Origin of the sequence: Citrobacter sp. Cf088, assembly GCF_030334295.1 — a bacterium.
Classification (GTDB): Bacteria; Pseudomonadota; Gammaproteobacteria; order Enterobacterales; family Enterobacteriaceae; genus Citrobacter; species Citrobacter freundii.
This window is the reverse complement of the sequence record NZ_JAOWEE010000053.1, coordinates 1-15,565: the sequence shown is the minus strand read 5'-3', so window position 1 is coordinate 15,565 and position 15,565 is coordinate 1. Positions and strand designations below refer to the sequence as shown.

Here is a 15,565-nt window from a genome sequence, read left to right as displayed (position 1 = left end):
CAACTCCTGATTAGCGCGAAATCAGCACCTGAAATCCGTCAGGTGAGCCACGGTTTCGCACGTAAGATGTGAAATAAGAGCCGACAACAGCTGCTGCGTCTGGATGATGTCCCGGCAGTCGGCAATCGACGCCGCGCAATGTCCATACCGTGTGGCGGGTCCCATGACAACCGTCGGGATCCCTGTGCCGCTTACGTGCACCGCCCCGCCGTCGGTGCCGCCGTTACTGAACATATCGAGCTGCAGGGAAATACCCGCGTCAGCGGCCACGCTTTCAACCCACGCCGTCAGCTTTGGCGGTGCAATCAGCGATTTATCGCTTAACACCAGCATCGGGCCTTTACCGAGCTGCCGATGGTTGGCCACACTGTAATCAAAGTTTTTGGCCCAGCAGGCGGTATCCAGCACAAATGCCACATCCGGTGCGACAACGCGTGCAGCCGTTTGTCCTCCGCGCAGTCCCACTTCTTCACTGGAACTGGCCACCAGCCAGACCTCGCAAGGAAGTATGGCGTTATGCCATTCACGCAGTAGCGCCACCAGCAAATAACATCCAAGACGGTCATCAAAGGCTTTGCCCATGATTCGCTGGTGCGGCAAGACCTGAAAGGTTGTGTCGAATGTGACGCGATCGCCGGGGCGTACGCCGGCCTGGAGTACCTCATCATAAGATCGCGCGCCAATATCTACTCGCAGCGTATTGACCTCATTACCGCAGCGCTCTCCGTCGAGCAGACCGGGAATTTTACTCTCTTCACGGGTGGTGATCCGCACCGGCTGCAGTTGTCTGGCCGCCATACGCACATTTCCCACCGGCAATACATCGATCGCCCCTTCGCTGGAAATACTACGCACGATAAATCCCACTTCATCCATATGCGCGCAGATCATCACCTTCGGACCGGTTGATTCATTGAGACGGATCAGCACCGATCCCAGACCATCGAAGCGCACCTCTTTATTAAGACGATCCGCCTCCTCAAGCAGGATCTGCCGCACTTCCTGTTCTGATGAGGCGATCGCGTCCGCCTCGCTCAGCGCCTTTAGTAACGATAAATCCATTACGCCTCCCCCGTGTGTAGCAATGTTTTCGCCATGGTATAGAGCACCTCGCCGCCGTCAGGCGTAACCAGCACGACATCTTCAATACGCACCCCCCCCTGCCCCGGCAGATAAATACCCGGCTCAACGGTAAGCAGCATGCCAGCAACCAGAGGTGTTGTGTCATCGGGGGAAAAACGTGGGTTTTCATGCACTTCAATGCCGATAGCATGTCCGGTGTTGTGACCAAACGCATCACCATAGCCCGCCTGGGTAATGACCCGCCTGGCTGCGGCGTCTACCTCATTGCATCGCGCACCTGGTCGAATTGCCGCCACCGCGGCACGCTGCGCCGCAAGGACAATCTGGTACACGACAAACAGCGTGCTTTCTTCCGCTGGCTGGTTCGCATCGGGGATGCGAAAGGTTCGCGTCATATCCGAACAATAACCCTGATACAGCGCGCCAAAATCCAGCGTGATGAACTCACCCGCCTCAACACGTTTGTCGCTGGCTTTGCCGTGTGGCAGCGCGCCGCGCCAGCCGCTGGCGACAATGGTGTCAAAAGAAGCTTTATCTGCGCCGAGCGTGCGCATAAACCACTCCAGTTCAGCGGCAATTTCGCCCTCACTGAGACCGGGTTGAATAAAGCGTCGTATATGTTCCGCGCTGAGGTCAGCTATCCGGCAGGCTTCGCGGATGCAGGCTATTTCCTGCGCCGTTTTCACCTGCCGGAGCACATCCGGTACGGCGCTCACCAGTCGGGCGCGCAGTTTGTCCGACCACGCGTTCGCCGTTTCCCAGCTTACTTGCTCACCTTCGAATCCCACCGTCTGCAGCTTTTCGTGCGCAATAATGTGATTCACCTGCGAAAACAGCGTCTGCGTTCCATCGAGCCGATGGATCTGATAGCCCTGAGTACGCGTGGCAATATCGGTGTAGTAACGGGCATCAACCAGGATATGCGCACTTTCATGGCTGATAAACACAAACCCTGAACTGCTGGAGATCCCCATATGCGGCTGTTTGTTCTGCCGTGATGACAACAGCATCGCGTCGAGTTGTTGCGCAGTTAACCAGTCGCGCAGTGAAGCAAGTAAGCTCATAGTTACAATCCTTTTAATCAGAGGCTTTCAATCAGCAACTTGCCTTTGCGATACATCAGATGGCGAAGGAACACCACCATCAGCGCCGTAATCACCGCACCTAACAGGATCCCCGCCATATAGACGCCGAGGTTAGTTACCAGCGGCCACGCCCAGATAGCGGATTCCGGGAACCACTGCACGGCCCCCAGCCAGACGGCAGCCGTCGACCCAACAATGGCGCCAACCATATAAGAAGGAATTGCGGTGATGGGACTTTCCAGAGCAAACGGGATCGCCCCTTCGCTGATGCCCATAAATGCGAGGAACATTGCCGTTTTCCCCTGCGGGTAAAGCTGTGCGCTGAACAGGCGCTTGCCGGTTAAGCGACGGTCAATAAGCGTGGCCAGCCCGAGGCCAATCGGCGGAATGACAATCGCAATAGAGCGCGCGGTGACCGGCAGAACGTGATCGGTGGTAAAGCTGAAGGCGACAAAACCTGCGGCTTTATTAATCGGGCCGCCGAGGTCAATCGCCGTTGCCGCGGAAATCCCCATCGCGTACATCAGCGTGCCTTTCTCGCCAGCCGCCGTCAGCAAAGTACGGATCCCGCCGTTAATCCAGCCGCCAAACGGCGTTATCACGTAATACATCGCCAGCATGACGAAAATGGCGGAGAGAATGGGCAGTAAAAAGGTGGTTTTGAATGCCAGCAGGAAATCAGGCAGCTGGATTTTTTGGTTCATCCACTTCACCAGATACCCGGCGACAATCGAGATAATCAGCGCACCAATAAAGGTTGACGGAACCGGAGCACTGGTTACCCATTGCAGCGTTGATGGGTCAAAATTCAGTATTTGTGTCGGCTGAGTAGACATCAGCCCGCCGATGAACCCCGCCGGAAACGCCAGCTTGCCGCCGATGGAGTTGGCAACGAACGCGGCAAACATCGGAATAGCAAAACCAAACAGCACGCCGCCAAAAGATTGCGTCAGCCAGGCAAACTTCAGTAATGAGAGATTAAAACCGGTAAATTTTCCGCTGTTCAGCGCATCCATGATGCCAGTGTCAGCAGGAATATCGAGCCAGCTATAGGCGATCAGTTGCGAGAAGGCGAGAATTACCCCGCCCATAATTAACGTCGGCACCATGCGTGAAATACCCGACATCACATGTTGCGGAAGTTCGCCCCAGAAGCTATTGCGGGAGGCCGGTGGATTTTTTATTGCCGCTGCCGCACCAGATGCGCCAGGCACAACGGTTGCACTGCGTTTTTTAATGGCCATACGTAATTCCCTGTCGATGATTATTGTTGTTCAGCGGCAACCATCTCTTCGATCTCTTTAATGATGCCGGCAGCATTTTTTATCGCGTCCTGTAGCGTAATTTCGTAGACATCACGCGACTCAAAACGCTCGTTATCTTCTGGAGTTACGGCAACTGAATGGATGATTAACGTCGCCTCAGCAATATCCTGCGCCGTCAGGCGATTTTGTATTCCGTCAGCACCCTGGGTTTCGATTTTCACTTCATAACCGGCTTCAACCGCGGCTTCTTCCAGCGCCTGAGCTGCCATAAAGGTGTGGGCCAGCCCCATTGGGCACGCGCAGACGGCAATTAATTTTTTACTCATAATCATTTCCTCGTAATAGTTAACGAGTGAAATTATGGTCCGAGGAAAGTAACAACCGTTATCAGACAAATAATGCTTTTACTGGACAAATAATCCAGCAATCAGGAAGTGTGACGAAGGTCGGAAAGGTGGGCGGCAGGCATAAAAAAACCGCGTGATTTACGCGGTTTTGCAGATTTCTGATTGAAGAATTAAAGAATATGGCCCAGCGTCTGACGCAAATGCGCACCTGCGCCAAGTAGTCCAGGATTATCGTGCACAATCAGGTACACCGGAATATCCTGCACGTAGGCTTTAAAACGGCCTTTATCTTCAAAACCACCGCGGAAGCCTGAAGCCTTAAAGAAGTCGAGGAAGCGCGGTACGATACCACCGGCGATGTACACACCGCCAAACGTCCCAAGGGTTAACGCCAGATCGCCACCAAAACGCCCCATAATGACGCAGAACAGCGACAGCGCCCGACGACAGTCAATGCAGGAATCTTCCAGCGCCCGTGCGGTGATATCCTTCGGCTGCAGATTTTCCGGCAACCGCCCGTCTGATTTGACGATGGCGCGATACAGATTCACCAGCCCCGGACCGGACAGCACGCGTTCTGCGGAAACATGGCCAATTTCGGCGCGCAGGACTTCAAGGATAATTCCTTCTTCTTCGCTGTTAGGCGCAAAATCTACATGACCGCCTTCACCGGGCAGGCTCACCCAGCGTTTGTCCACGTGCACCAGATGCGCCACGCCGAGCCCGGTTCCTGCGCCATAGACGGCTATCGGTTTACCTTCAACAGGTTCCGCGCCACCAAACTGGATCAAATGCTCTTTTTTCAGCATCGGGATCGCCATCGACACGGCGGTGAAATCATTGATGATTTCCAGATGGCTAAAGCCCAGATTTTTTTTCATCTCAGCAATAGAGAATGCCCAGGTATGGTTGGTCATTGCCACCCAGTCGCCAGTAATCGGACAGGCAATGGCAATGCAGCCATCTTCGACGCTGACGCTATGCTCATCCAGGTACACGCGCACCACGGCTTCCAGACTGGGGTAATCAAGCCCGGAATAGGTTTTTGCCTGCGAAATCTCGCCGCTGGCAATATCGCACAGAGCAAGACGCGCGTTGGTGCCGCCAACATCCCCTACTAAAGCATATTTTGTCATTCTTCCACTGCTCCGCTAAAGTCAGATTAAATCTTTGCCACACTGTAAATTCATGGGGACATAACAACAACGGTCTGAAGGCTGATGCCCGTGGAAAATCGATCCAGATCACACAATTACTTTATCGTTTCAGCACCATTTGCAGCGATGCCGTCAGGCATGCTGTGCAAACTATGTCTATGACTCTGTTTTAAGGAATAGAAAATGCTCCATCCGCGAGCCAGAACGATGCTCTTGCTATCAACCCCAGCGCTAATCATTGGCATAGCGTCCAGCCTGGTGTTGATCGTTGTGATGAAAGTGGCTTCCGTTTTACAGCAGTTTTTGTGGGAACGTCTGCCTGTTAGCATCGGTATAGCCCAGGACTCTCCGGTCTGGATTATCGGTATGCTGACGCTCACGGGGATCATGGTCGGGTTAGTTATCCGTTACAGCCATGGTCACGCAGGTCCGGATCCGGCCTGTGAACCGTTAATTGGTATGCCGGTGCCAACGTCAGCAATACCGGGCCTGCTGGCAGCGCTAATCCTTGGCCTCGCGGGTGGCGTCAGTCTGGGTCCGGAACACCCCATCATGACCGTAAATATCGCTCTGGCAGTGGCACTTGGTAGCCGCATGTTTCCCCGCATTGCGAAACTGGACTGGACCATTCTCGCCTCTGCCGGCACCATCGGCGCGCTATTTGGCACCCCCGTTGCCGCTGCGCTGATATTTTCGCAAACGCTGAATAGCTCAAACGATGTGCCCTTGTGGGATCGCCTGTTCGCGCCGTTAATGGCCGCGGCCGCGGGTTCGCTAACCACCAGCCTGTTTTTTCACCCCCATTTTTCACTGCCCATCGCGCACTACACGCAGATGCACTTGATCGATATCCTCAGCGGCGCGGTTGTTGCCGCCATCGCTATTGCTGCCGGAATGGTAGCCGTCTGGTGTCTGCCACGTTTGCACCATTTAATGCATAGATTAAAACACCCGGTACTGATCCTCGGGGCAGGCGGTTTTATCCTTGGAATTTTGGGTGTTATCGGCGGGCCGCTTACCTTGTTTAAGGGACTGGACGAAATGCAGCAGATGGCGTTTAGCCAAACGCTGGGGACATCGGATTATTTCATGCTCGCCGTAATTAAGCTGGCGGCGTTAGTAGTTGCGGCAGCGAGTGGTTTTCGCGGAGGGCGAATCTTCCCGGCGGTATTCGTTGGTGTCGCCTTGGGTCTGATGCTGCACGCCCATGTTGAAGCGGTGCCGGCTGCCATCACGGTTTCTTGCTCTATCCTCGGGCTGGTGCTGGTCGTCACCCGCGACGCCTGGCTGAGCCTGTTTATGGCAGCAGTGGTGGTACCAGATACCACCCTGCTGCCGCTGCTGTGCATCGTCATGCTGCCCGCCTGGCTGCTGCTGGCAGGCAAGCCGTTGATGGTCGCTGAGCGCCCTGATAAATAGCTATCCGCTGTTGCGAGATTCCAGCGCACGGGTCACCGTGCGCAATAATTCAGGAAGATCGGCTTTCGGTAGCACCACCTCAATTAACGATAATCGTTGCGGATGGGACAGCCTGGCCAAAACTTCCTCCAGCTGTACCGCCTGCGTCACCCGCCAGCATTCCGCCTGACATTCACGACTAAACGCCTGCGGCACCAACGTCCAACTCCAGGCGGCGATATCGTTATAGCGCTGATTTGCCCCGTGTATGGCCCGCTCCACGGTATAGCCGTCATTGTTGAGGAGTAAAATAACGGGTGATTGCCCGTCTCTGAGCATGGAGCCCAGCTCCTGAATGGTGAGCTGCGCCGCGCCATCGCCAATAATCAGGATCACCCGACGGTCCGGACAGGCCGTTTGCGCGCCGAATGCCGCCGGTAGCGCGTAGCCAATAGATCCCCACAACGGTTGAACCAGTACTTCCGCCCCGCAAGGTAATGAGAGCGCAGCCGCGCCAAAGGCGGCGGTTCCCTGATCGACGAGGATAATATCATTAGGCGCCAGATACTGCTGCACCGTATGCCAGAAGTTTTCCTGCGTCAGAGGCCCCTTCTCAACCTGAATGCGCGCAACTGGCGGACGTTCTGGCGGCAGTGAAAACGACATTTCCAGACACAGCTCCCGCAATGTGGTGACCGCCTGCTCCATCGGGATGTTAAACCAGCTGGTTCCAATCCGTGAGGCATGTGGCTGAACATCAATGGTGCGCTCCTGCGGTAGCTGTTGCGTAAACCCGGCGGTCAGGGTGTCGACAAATTGTGTGCCGACACAAAATATCGTGTCAGCATCTTCGATAGCCAGACGAACATAATCGCTACTGGCTCCGGCACTGTACGTGCCAACAAACGCCGGATGACGTTCATCGAACAGCCCTTTGCCCATCAACAACGTAGCGTGGGCCATCGGCGTTTCCGCCATCCAGCGCTGTAAAACCGGCTGCAGACTAAAACGTAGCGCGAGAAAGTCCGCGAGCAGCGCGACGCGCGGGCTGTCCAGCAATCGTTCACGGGCATGGTAGCGAAACGCTTCTGCCACACTGCTCTCCGGCTCGCTCAGAGGAACAATCAGGATGTCATTCGGTGGTGTGGCGGGCTGTTTTGCCACATCAGCAGGTAACATCAGATAGCCCGGCCTGCGTTCGATGAGCATTGCTCGCAACACGCGGTCAATTTCATAACAGGCGTTTTGTTCATCCAGTACCGCGCTCGCCGTCGTCACCGCCTGCTGCATACGGTAAAAATGTTGAAAGTCACCATCGCCCAGCGTGTGATGCATCAACTCCCCACGACGCTGTGCACCGCGACAGGGCGCGCCAACAATATGCAAAACAGGAACATATTCCGCATAACTTCCTGCAATACCGTTAATCGCACTTAACTCGCCCACACCAAACGTGGTGAGCAGCGCCCCTACCCCAGAGACCCGTGCATAGCCATCTGCCGCATAAGCCGCATTCAACTCGTTCGCACACCCGACCCAACATACGTTGGGATGTTCAATCACGTGGTCAAGAAACTGCAAATTATAATCGCCTGGCACACCAAAGAGATGGCCGACGCCACAGCCTGCCAGCCTGTCCAGCAGATAATCAGCAACGGAATACGGGGTTTGCATGACAGCTATCCTTCTGACGGTAACCTCATGTTGAGTATCGAAGAACTGTGATGACTGTCCAGGAAAGTCGCTGTGAAGGGGTGGAAAGCAGGATTTACAGTTTTGGCGGTAAAAATTCATTGAAGAATAGACGGTGTAACCGTATACACTGAAAGACACACGCATTGTGGAAGGGGGGGACATGGTTTATCACGCAGATGAAAATCGTTATCAGACAATGGAGTACCGCCGCTGCGGTCAGAGCGGCCTTAAACTGCCGATTGTCTCGCTGGGTTTGTGGCACAATTTTGGCGATACCACACAGATCGAAAACAGTCGGGCATTATTACAGCGCGCATTCGATCTGGGGATCAACCATTTTGATCTGGCAAATAACTATGGTCCACCGCCGGGTTCGGCAGAACGGAATTTTGGTCGGATCCTGCAGGAAGATTTTTTACCGTGGCGAGATGAGCTTATTATCTCCACTAAAGCGGGCTACACCATGTGGGAAGGTCCCTACGGTGACTGGGGTTCACGCAAATATCTGATTGCCAGTCTCGATCAAAGCCTGAAGCGCCTGGGACTGGAGTATGTCGATATTTTCTACCACCATCGCCCCGACCCTGAAACACCGCTCAAAGAAACCATGCGCGCACTGGATCACATCGTCCGTCAGGGCAAAGCCCTGTACGTCGGGTTGTCTAACTATCCGGCAGATCTTGCCAGGCAGGCGATTGAAATACTCGACGATTTAGGTACGCCATGCCTTATTCACCAGCCCAAATATTCCATGTTTGAACGTTGGGTCGAAGGCGGTCTGCTGTCGTTGTTACAGGAAAAAGGCGTCGGCAGTATCGCCTTTTCACCGCTGGCAGGCGGGCAGTTAACCGACCGCTACCTGAACGGCATTCCTGCGGATTCTCGTGCGGCAAGCGGCAGCCGTTTCCTGAACCCGGATCAAATTACGCCAGAGAAACTGGAGAAGGTGCGGGCGCTGAATGCGCTGGCAGAACGACGCAGGCAAAAGCTTTCCCAGATGGCGCTGGCATGGGTGTTACGGGATGACAAAGTCACGTCAGTGCTGATTGGCGCGAGTAAAACGGCGCAGATTGAAGACGCTGTCGGCATGCTGGCAAACCGTCACTTTACGTCTGAAGAGTGCGCGGAGATTGATGCTATCCTGAGTTGATTGAAATAAAGACACATTTATTAACAAAAAGTGCTCTCACTTACGATTTAAGAGTTAAGGCGATGAAACGGGGCTTTACTGCCCCGTAATATTACGTTAACAGGCCGGCTACGGCTCGATCGTGAAGGAGAGAAAACATGTTCAGGTCACTGATTCTGGCGGCAATCTTATTGGCTTTTACACCGCTGGCCGCGAACGCTGGCGAAATCACCCTGCTGCCATCAATAAAATTGCAAATTGGCGATCGCGATAACTACGGTAACTACTGGGATGGCGGCCGCTGGCGCGACCGGGATTACTGGCACAATAACTATGAGTGGCGTAAAAATCGCTGGTGGCGTCATGACAATGGCTATCATCGGGGCTGGGATAAACGCAAAGCTTATGAGCGCGGCTACCGTGAAGGCTGGAATGACCGTGACGACCACCGCGGTCGCGGGCGTGGTCACGGACACCACCATTAATGTAACAAAAGGGCCTGTGGGCCCTTTTGTTTTTACAAACCGAGTGCAGTTCCTACCAACAGCCAGATATTGAGCGTCACCACCAGCACAACAATCACCCAGCCTACCTGTTTTACCCATCGGGTATTCACCAAATCGCCCATCAGCTGACTGTTGCTGGTGAAAATCAACAGCGGCACCAGCGCCAGTGCAATACCAAAACTGAGCAACACCTGGCTCATCACCAGAATACGCGTTGGATCTAATCCCATCAGAATCACAATAAAGGATGGCATCATGGTGACCGTACGGCGAACCCAAAGCGGAATGTGAAAACGGATAAACCCTTGCATCACCACCTGCCCCGCCAGCGTACCGACCACGGTAGAGGAAAGTCCCGCAGCCACCAGGCTTAAACCGAACACTGTCGCCGCAGCGTGACTCAACAGCGGTTCAAGGGTCAGATACGCTTGATCGAGATCGGCAATACCGGTATGCCCGCTAAAATGAAATGCAGCGGCAGCCGTCGCCATCATCGCCAGATTGACAAATCCGGCAATCGTCATGGCGATAGCCACATCCCATTTCGTGGCCGCATAGCGCTGTTGACGTGTTCCGCCGTGCAGATGCTGGGTTAAGGAAGAGTGCAGATAAATGACATGCGGCATGATAGTCGCACCGAGCACGCCAGCGGCGAGGAACACCGCTTCGGAATTAGGTAGGCTCGGGATAACCATCCCCTTGCTAAGTTGCGCGAAGTTCGGCTGGGAAAAGATCAATTCCACAATGTAAGCCGCAGCCACAAACAGCAGCAAGCCGCCAATCACTTTTTCCAGCGGTTTTTGCCCGCGGCGCTGCAACATCAGAATCAAAAAAGTCGCGATACCGGTGAGCACGGCACCCTGCAATAACGACACGCCGAGGATCAACTTAAAGCCAATCGCGGCACCAATGAATTCAGCAAGGTCTGTCGCCATGGCGATAATTTCGGCCTGCACCCAGTAGAACCACACCACCGGACGAGGATAGTGATCGCGAATTTGCTCCGCCAGATTTTTACCCGTGGCAATGCCAAGCTTTGCCGATAGCACCTGGATCAGCATCGCCATCAGGTTTGCCCAGACCACCACCCACAACAGTTTATAGCCAAAGCTGGCCCCTGCCTGGATGTTGGTGGCGAAGTTGCCCGGATCGATATAGCCGATCGCCGCGATGAACGCAGGTCCCATTAATGCGAGCTTCAACTTGCGCGCTGCCCGTCCACTGCTACTCTCAACGCGATCGTTAGTCATTTTAGTGCCTCAGAAACATAGCCTTTGCTATGTTTCAAGCTACGCCTATTGAGAATGATTATCAAATTCATTTTGATGGGTGAAGTTGATTTCTCTGATAGTGTTTGTCTATGGATCGATAAGGATTCTGGGAAAAACGGTAAGATGTTTAATTATTGTTATAGATTAGCACAATGACATAACTTTTCACTTCGATACTAAGCATAACGGAAGTGTATCACCGATCACTAATTTTGAATCTCGTCACAGGTCCTTATTATAGTGTGTGTTTGATCTCGTTTTCTTTATAGTTGTTACATAGAATGTGCACGAAAACTAAACCTGCCTCATATTTGGAGCAAATATGGACCGCGTCCTTCATTTTGTATTGGCATTGGCCGTTGTTGCGATCCTTGCGCTGCTGGTAAGCAGTGACCGTAAAAAGATTCGCATTCGTTATGTTATTCAACTGCTTGTTATTGAAGTGTTACTGGCGTGGTTCTTCCTGAACTCCAACGTCGGCTTGGGCTTCGTAAAAGGCTTCTCCGAAATGTTCGAAAAACTGCTCGGTTTTGCCAACGAGGGGACGAACTTCGTCTTCGGCAGCATGAATGATCAAGGCCTGGCATTTTTCTTCCTGAAAGTGCTGTGCCCTATCGTCTTTATCTCCGCCCTGATCGGTATCCTTCAGCATATCCGTGTGCTGCCAGTTATCATCCGCGCAATTGGTTACCTGCTTTCCAAAGTGAACGGTATGGGCAAGCTGGAATCCTTCAACGCCGTCAGCTCTCTGATCCTGGGTCAGTCCGAGAACTTTATCGCCTATAAAGATATTCTCGGCAAAATGTCTCGCAACCGTATGTACACCATGGCTGCAACGGCGATGTCTACCGTTTCCATGTCTATCGTCGGCGCGTACATGACCATGCTGGAGCCGAAGTACGTTGTTGCGGCGTTGGTACTGAACATGTTCAGCACCTTTATCGTGCTGTCGCTGATCAACCCTTACCGCGTTGATGCCAGCGAAGAAAATATCCAGATGTCTAACCTGCATGAAGGTCAGAGCTTCTTCGAAATGCTGGGTGAATACATCCTGGCGGGTTTCAAAGTGGCAATTATCGTTGCGGCGATGCTGATTGGTTTCATCGCGTTAATCGCTGCCCTGAACGCCCTGTTTGCCACCGTGACCGGCTGGTTTGGCTACAGCATCTCCTTCCAGGGCATCCTGGGTTACATCTTCTACCCGGTTGCATGGGTAATGGGTGTACCGTCCAGCGAAGCGCTGCAGGTGGGCAGTATCATGGCGACAAAACTGGTTTCCAACGAATTCGTTGCGATGATGGACCTGCAGAAAATCGCCTCTACGCTCTCTCCGCGCGCTGAAGGCATCATCTCTGTGTTCCTGGTCTCCTTCGCTAACTTCTCTTCTATCGGTATTATCGCCGGTGCGATTAAAGGTCTGAACGAAGAGCAAGGTAACGTAGTTTCCCGCTTTGGTCTGAAGCTGGTGTACGGCTCTACGCTGGTGAGCGTACTGTCTGCATCTATCGCAGCACTGGTGCTGTAAGCGTAAGACAACATCGTAGTGATGAGGCCGGGGAATTTCCCCGGCTTTTTTATGCCTACTATTTAGCAGAGCAGAGAGATATCGGTAAGAATCGACAGGATGCAGAAACAAAAAACCCCCGCTTTTCAGCGAGGGTTTAAATTTTGGTGGAGCTAAGCGGGATCGAACCGCTGACCTCTTGCATGCCATGCAAGCGCTCTCCCAGCTGAGCTATAGCCCCACGATGCTTTTACGTATATACCAAATTCGTTGGGATAAAATTTGGTGGAGCTAAGCGGGATCGAACCGCTGACCTCTTGCATGCCATGCAAGCGCTCTCCCAGCTGAGCTATAGCCCCATTACGTAAAGCTTGTCGAGTTGACGGGCGGCATCATATGAATTCCCTTCGCGTGTGTCAACGGCAAAATTAACTCATAGAATTCAATCGCTGAAAAAGCAATCAAATGAAGAACATTGCGTAACAACTCGCATTCAGTAGTTAAACGCGTCACGGTTTCTACTAAAATGGTGCTATAAAATGAGCCACTAATTAACCCCACGACTATTCAGGGAATCGTTATGTTCAAGGAACGGATGACGCCAGAAGAACTTGCTAATCTGACCGGATACAGCCGACAGACCATCAATAAATGGGTGCGCAAGGAGGGTTGGGCTACATCACCAAAACCAGGCGTACAGGGCGGTAAAGCGCGTCTGGTTCACGTCACCGAACAAGTTCGTGAATACATTCGCAGTGCTGAGCGTTCAGCCGAAGGTTTATCAGATAATTTATCGTTATCAGGCGATACCTCTATCGAAGCTCTACTGATTAGGCTCGCCAAAGAGATGACTCCGTCAGAACAAAAAATGTTTACGTCACTGATCCTGCGTGAAGGCATTACGGGTTTATTACAACGCTTAGGGATCCGCGACAACAAATAATATGAAAAAATTACGCAGCAAAATGACGACCGAAGAACTGGCGGACTGTCTCGGAGTTGCCAAACAAACCGTCAATCGTTGGATCAGAGAACAAAACTGGACCACCGAAAAGTTTCCCGGCGTTAAAGGGGGTCGTGCAAGGCTGATTCATATCGACTCCAGCGTCCGCACGTTTCTGCTCAATATTCCGGCTTTTCGTAAAGTCCCTGAAATTTATCAGGCAGAGGAACCGTTGGCAGAATACAACCACGTGGTGCGTAGCCACGCCTGTCGCCAAATAATTAGCGCACTGGACAACATGTCCCCAACGGAACAAGAAAAGCTGGCAATGTATATTTCTCGCGAAGGTATTCGCACTTTCCTTACCCGTCTGGGAATTGATGAGTCTGAATAACAGGCAAAAAAAACGGCAGGATGCGCTCCTGCCGTTGTTTCATCGCTCAACCGATCTTACTGCTGGCTTTCACGCTCAGCAATAAACGCCAGCGCTTTATTAATACGCTCAATGCTGCGGGATTTACCAATCGCATGCACTGTGACGTCTAACGCCGGAGACTGACCCGCACCGGTTACGGCTACGCGCAGCGGCATCCCAACTTTACCCATACCCACTTCCAGCTCATCAGCGGTCGCCTGAATCGCGTGGTGCACGTTTTCTGCCGTCCACTCGCTGATAGCAGCCAGTTTATCGCGAACCACTTCCAGCGGCTGACGTGCTACCGGACGCAGGTGTTTCTTTGCGGCGTCCGCGTCGAACTCAGCAAAATCTTCGTAGAAGTAACGGCAGCTCTGCGCCATCTCTTTCAGCGTTTTGCAGCGCTCACCCAGCAGTTTAACCAGCTCAGACAGCTGCGGGCCGACGCGAGTATCGATATTTTCCTGCTCAATGTGCCATTGCAGATGCGTTGCCACATATTCCGGTGCCAGCGCATTAATGTAGTGATGGTTCAGCCACTGCAGTTTTTCGGTGTTGAACGCACTGGCAGACTTGCTCACCGCACCAAGGGAGAACAGTTTGATCATCTCTTCACGGGTGAAGATTTCCTGATCGCCGCTGGACCAGCCCAGACGCACCAGATAGTTCAGCAGCGCTTCCGGAAGGTAACCGTCGTCGCGATACTGCATAACGCTGACCGCACCGTGACGTTTAGAAAGTTTTTTACCATCGTCGCCGTTGATCATCGACACGTGTGCATAAACCGGTACCGGCGCATTCAGCGCTTTCAGGATGTTTATCTGACGCGGAGTGTTGTTGATATGGTCTTCACCACGAATAACGTGAGTGATTTCCATATCCCAGTCGTCGACCACCACACAGAAGTTGTAGGTCGGGGAACCGTCGGTACGGCGGATGATCAGATCGTCCAACTCCTGGTTGCTGAATTCGATCGGCCCACGGATCTGGTCATCAAAAATAACGGATCCATCCTGCGGGTTGGCAAAACGCACCACACATGGTTCATCAGCAGCATGATGTTCATGACCGTGGCGGCAGCGACCGTCGTAACGAGGTTTCTCACCGTTTGCCATCTGCTCTTCACGCAGCGCGTCCAGACGCTCTTTGGAGCAGTAGCATTTATACGCGGTACCGGCTTCGAGCATCTCATCAATCACGGCGTTGTAGCGATCAAAACGTTTGGTCTGGAAGTACGGGCCTTCATCCCATTCCAGATTCAGCCAGTTCATGCCATCCATAATGGCTTCAATAGCTTCCGGAGTGGAGCGTTCGAGATCGGTGTCTTCAATACGCAGCACAAACTCACCGTCATGGTTACGTGCAAAAAGCCAGGAATATAGAGCAGTACGCGCACCACCGACGTGCAGGTAACCTGTCGGGCTTGGCGCGAAGCGAGTTTTGATTTTCATGAAATGGCCTTACGTTTATAAAGATGCCGACAACCGGCAAATCCTGGGAAGATTATCAGGCTCGTATTCTATCACTGTGGTCTGATTCCTCAATGTTGTTCAGGTTGGAACATCACGCTTTGCCATTTTCGTATACAAATCATGCTGCATGGATTGATTTGCGATCGTTTTGTTTAAATTTACGACGAACGAACAAATTCTTTAGAAAATGCGTTGACTCATTTTCAACTCTCCCTATAATGCGACTCCACACAGCGGGGGTGATTAGCTCAGCTGGGAGAGCACCTCCCTTACAAGGAGGGGGTCGGCGGTTCGA

Annotated in this window: 15 protein-coding genes and 2 tRNA genes; 6 read left to right on the top strand and 11 right to left on the bottom strand. The window is 52.8% G+C overall.

What is annotated here, in order from left to right; all coding sequences use genetic code 11:
* Positions 1–21 precede the first annotated feature (21 nt).
* From ypdE to glk, 5 genes are all read right to left on the bottom strand, one after another.
* Positions 22–1,062: an aminopeptidase gene (ypdE, locus tag OGV71_RS12855; RefSeq protein ID WP_046670117.1), complete on the bottom strand. Its 1,041-nt coding sequence runs from the start codon at positions 1,060–1,062 to the stop codon at positions 22–24.
* Positions 1,062–2,147: an aminopeptidase gene (gene ypdF / locus OGV71_RS12850; protein ID WP_204583387.1), complete on the bottom strand. Its 1,086-nt coding sequence runs from the start codon at positions 2,145–2,147 to the stop codon at positions 1,062–1,064. The genes ypdE and ypdF overlap by 1 nt, the downstream gene beginning before the upstream one ends.
* A 17-nt stretch (positions 2,148–2,164) precedes the next feature.
* The gene (locus OGV71_RS12845; protein WP_204583386.1) at positions 2,165–3,412 is read right to left on the bottom strand and encodes a PTS fructose transporter subunit IIC; all 1,248 of its coding nucleotides are present in this window, start codon (positions 3,410–3,412) and stop codon (positions 2,165–2,167) included.
* Positions 3,413–3,432: 20 nt separating this feature from the next.
* Positions 3,433–3,759, bottom strand: a complete 327-nt coding sequence (locus OGV71_RS12840; RefSeq protein WP_003028254.1) for a PTS fructose transporter subunit IIB — start codon at positions 3,757–3,759, stop codon at positions 3,433–3,435.
* Between the two features lie 191 nt (positions 3,760–3,950).
* Positions 3,951–4,916, bottom strand: coding sequence for a glucokinase (gene glk / locus OGV71_RS12835; RefSeq protein ID WP_003028256.1), 966 nt, complete (start codon positions 4,914–4,916; stop codon positions 3,951–3,953).
* A gap of 204 nt (positions 4,917–5,120) precedes the next feature.
* Here glk and OGV71_RS12830 point away from each other — a divergent pair, with 204 nt between their 5' ends.
* Complete coding sequence (locus OGV71_RS12830; RefSeq protein ID WP_174500725.1) at positions 5,121–6,356, top strand: ion channel protein; 1,236 nt, start codon at positions 5,121–5,123, stop codon at positions 6,354–6,356.
* On the opposite strand, the gene OGV71_RS12825 is transcribed toward OGV71_RS12830, so the two are convergent.
* Positions 6,357–8,009 carry an alpha-keto acid decarboxylase family protein gene (locus tag OGV71_RS12825; RefSeq protein ID WP_286533421.1) on the bottom strand — a complete coding sequence of 551 codons (1,653 nt, stop codon included), beginning with the start codon at positions 8,007–8,009 and terminating at the stop codon, positions 6,357–6,359.
* Between the two features lie 181 nt (positions 8,010–8,190).
* Here OGV71_RS12825 and mgrA point away from each other — a divergent pair, with 181 nt between their 5' ends.
* Positions 8,191–9,180 (top strand): L-glyceraldehyde 3-phosphate reductase, encoded by a 990-nt coding sequence (gene mgrA / locus OGV71_RS12820; protein WP_204583385.1) that lies wholly within the window; start codon positions 8,191–8,193, stop codon positions 9,178–9,180.
* A 137-nt stretch (positions 9,181–9,317) separates the two neighbouring features.
* Positions 9,318–9,644 carry a DUF2502 domain-containing protein YpeC gene (gene ypeC, locus OGV71_RS12815; RefSeq protein ID WP_286533418.1) on the top strand — a complete coding sequence of 109 codons (327 nt, stop codon included), beginning with the start codon at positions 9,318–9,320 and terminating at the stop codon, positions 9,642–9,644.
* A 32-nt stretch (positions 9,645–9,676) separates the two neighbouring features.
* Here the strand turns inward: ypeC and OGV71_RS12810 are convergent, their stop codons facing one another.
* Together OGV71_RS12810 and OGV71_RS25585 are read right to left on the bottom strand one after the other, a co-directional pair.
* On the bottom strand, positions 9,677–10,915 hold the full coding sequence (locus tag OGV71_RS12810) for an Nramp family divalent metal transporter (RefSeq protein ID WP_003028272.1): 1,239 nt from the start codon (positions 10,913–10,915) through the stop codon (positions 9,677–9,679).
* Positions 10,912–10,986, bottom strand: coding sequence for a hypothetical protein (locus tag OGV71_RS25585; RefSeq protein WP_418219455.1), 75 nt, complete (start codon positions 10,984–10,986; stop codon positions 10,912–10,914). The genes OGV71_RS12810 and OGV71_RS25585 overlap by 4 nt, the downstream gene beginning before the upstream one ends.
* A 272-nt stretch (positions 10,987–11,258) precedes the next feature.
* On the opposite strand from OGV71_RS25585, the gene nupC reads away from it, so the two are divergent.
* Positions 11,259–12,461 carry a nucleoside permease NupC gene (nupC, locus tag OGV71_RS12805; protein ID WP_003028275.1) on the top strand — a complete coding sequence of 401 codons (1,203 nt, stop codon included), beginning with the start codon at positions 11,259–11,261 and terminating at the stop codon, positions 12,459–12,461.
* Between the two features lie 144 nt (positions 12,462–12,605).
* Here the strand turns inward: nupC and OGV71_RS12800 are convergent.
* Positions 12,606–12,681 (bottom strand) — tRNA-Ala (locus OGV71_RS12800).
* A gap of 42 nt (positions 12,682–12,723) precedes the next feature.
* Positions 12,724–12,799 (bottom strand) — tRNA-Ala (locus OGV71_RS12795).
* Positions 12,800–13,020: 221 nt separating this feature from the next.
* Between OGV71_RS12795 and OGV71_RS12790 the strand changes: the two genes are divergently transcribed.
* The gene (locus tag OGV71_RS12790; RefSeq protein ID WP_003028277.1) at positions 13,021–13,383 is read left to right on the top strand and encodes a YfeC-like transcriptional regulator; all 363 of its coding nucleotides are present in this window, start codon (positions 13,021–13,023) and stop codon (positions 13,381–13,383) included.
* Position 13,384: 1 nt separating this feature from the next.
* Positions 13,385–13,777 carry a MerR family transcriptional regulator gene (locus OGV71_RS12785; protein ID WP_003028279.1) on the top strand — a complete coding sequence of 131 codons (393 nt, stop codon included), beginning with the start codon at positions 13,385–13,387 and terminating at the stop codon, positions 13,775–13,777.
* 56 nt (positions 13,778–13,833) lie between these two features.
* Here the strand turns inward: OGV71_RS12785 and gltX are convergent, their stop codons facing one another.
* On the bottom strand, positions 13,834–15,249 hold the full coding sequence (gene gltX, locus OGV71_RS12780) for a glutamate--tRNA ligase (RefSeq protein ID WP_003028281.1): 1,416 nt from the start codon (positions 15,247–15,249) through the stop codon (positions 13,834–13,836).
* Between the last annotated feature and the right edge of the window lie 316 nt (positions 15,250–15,565).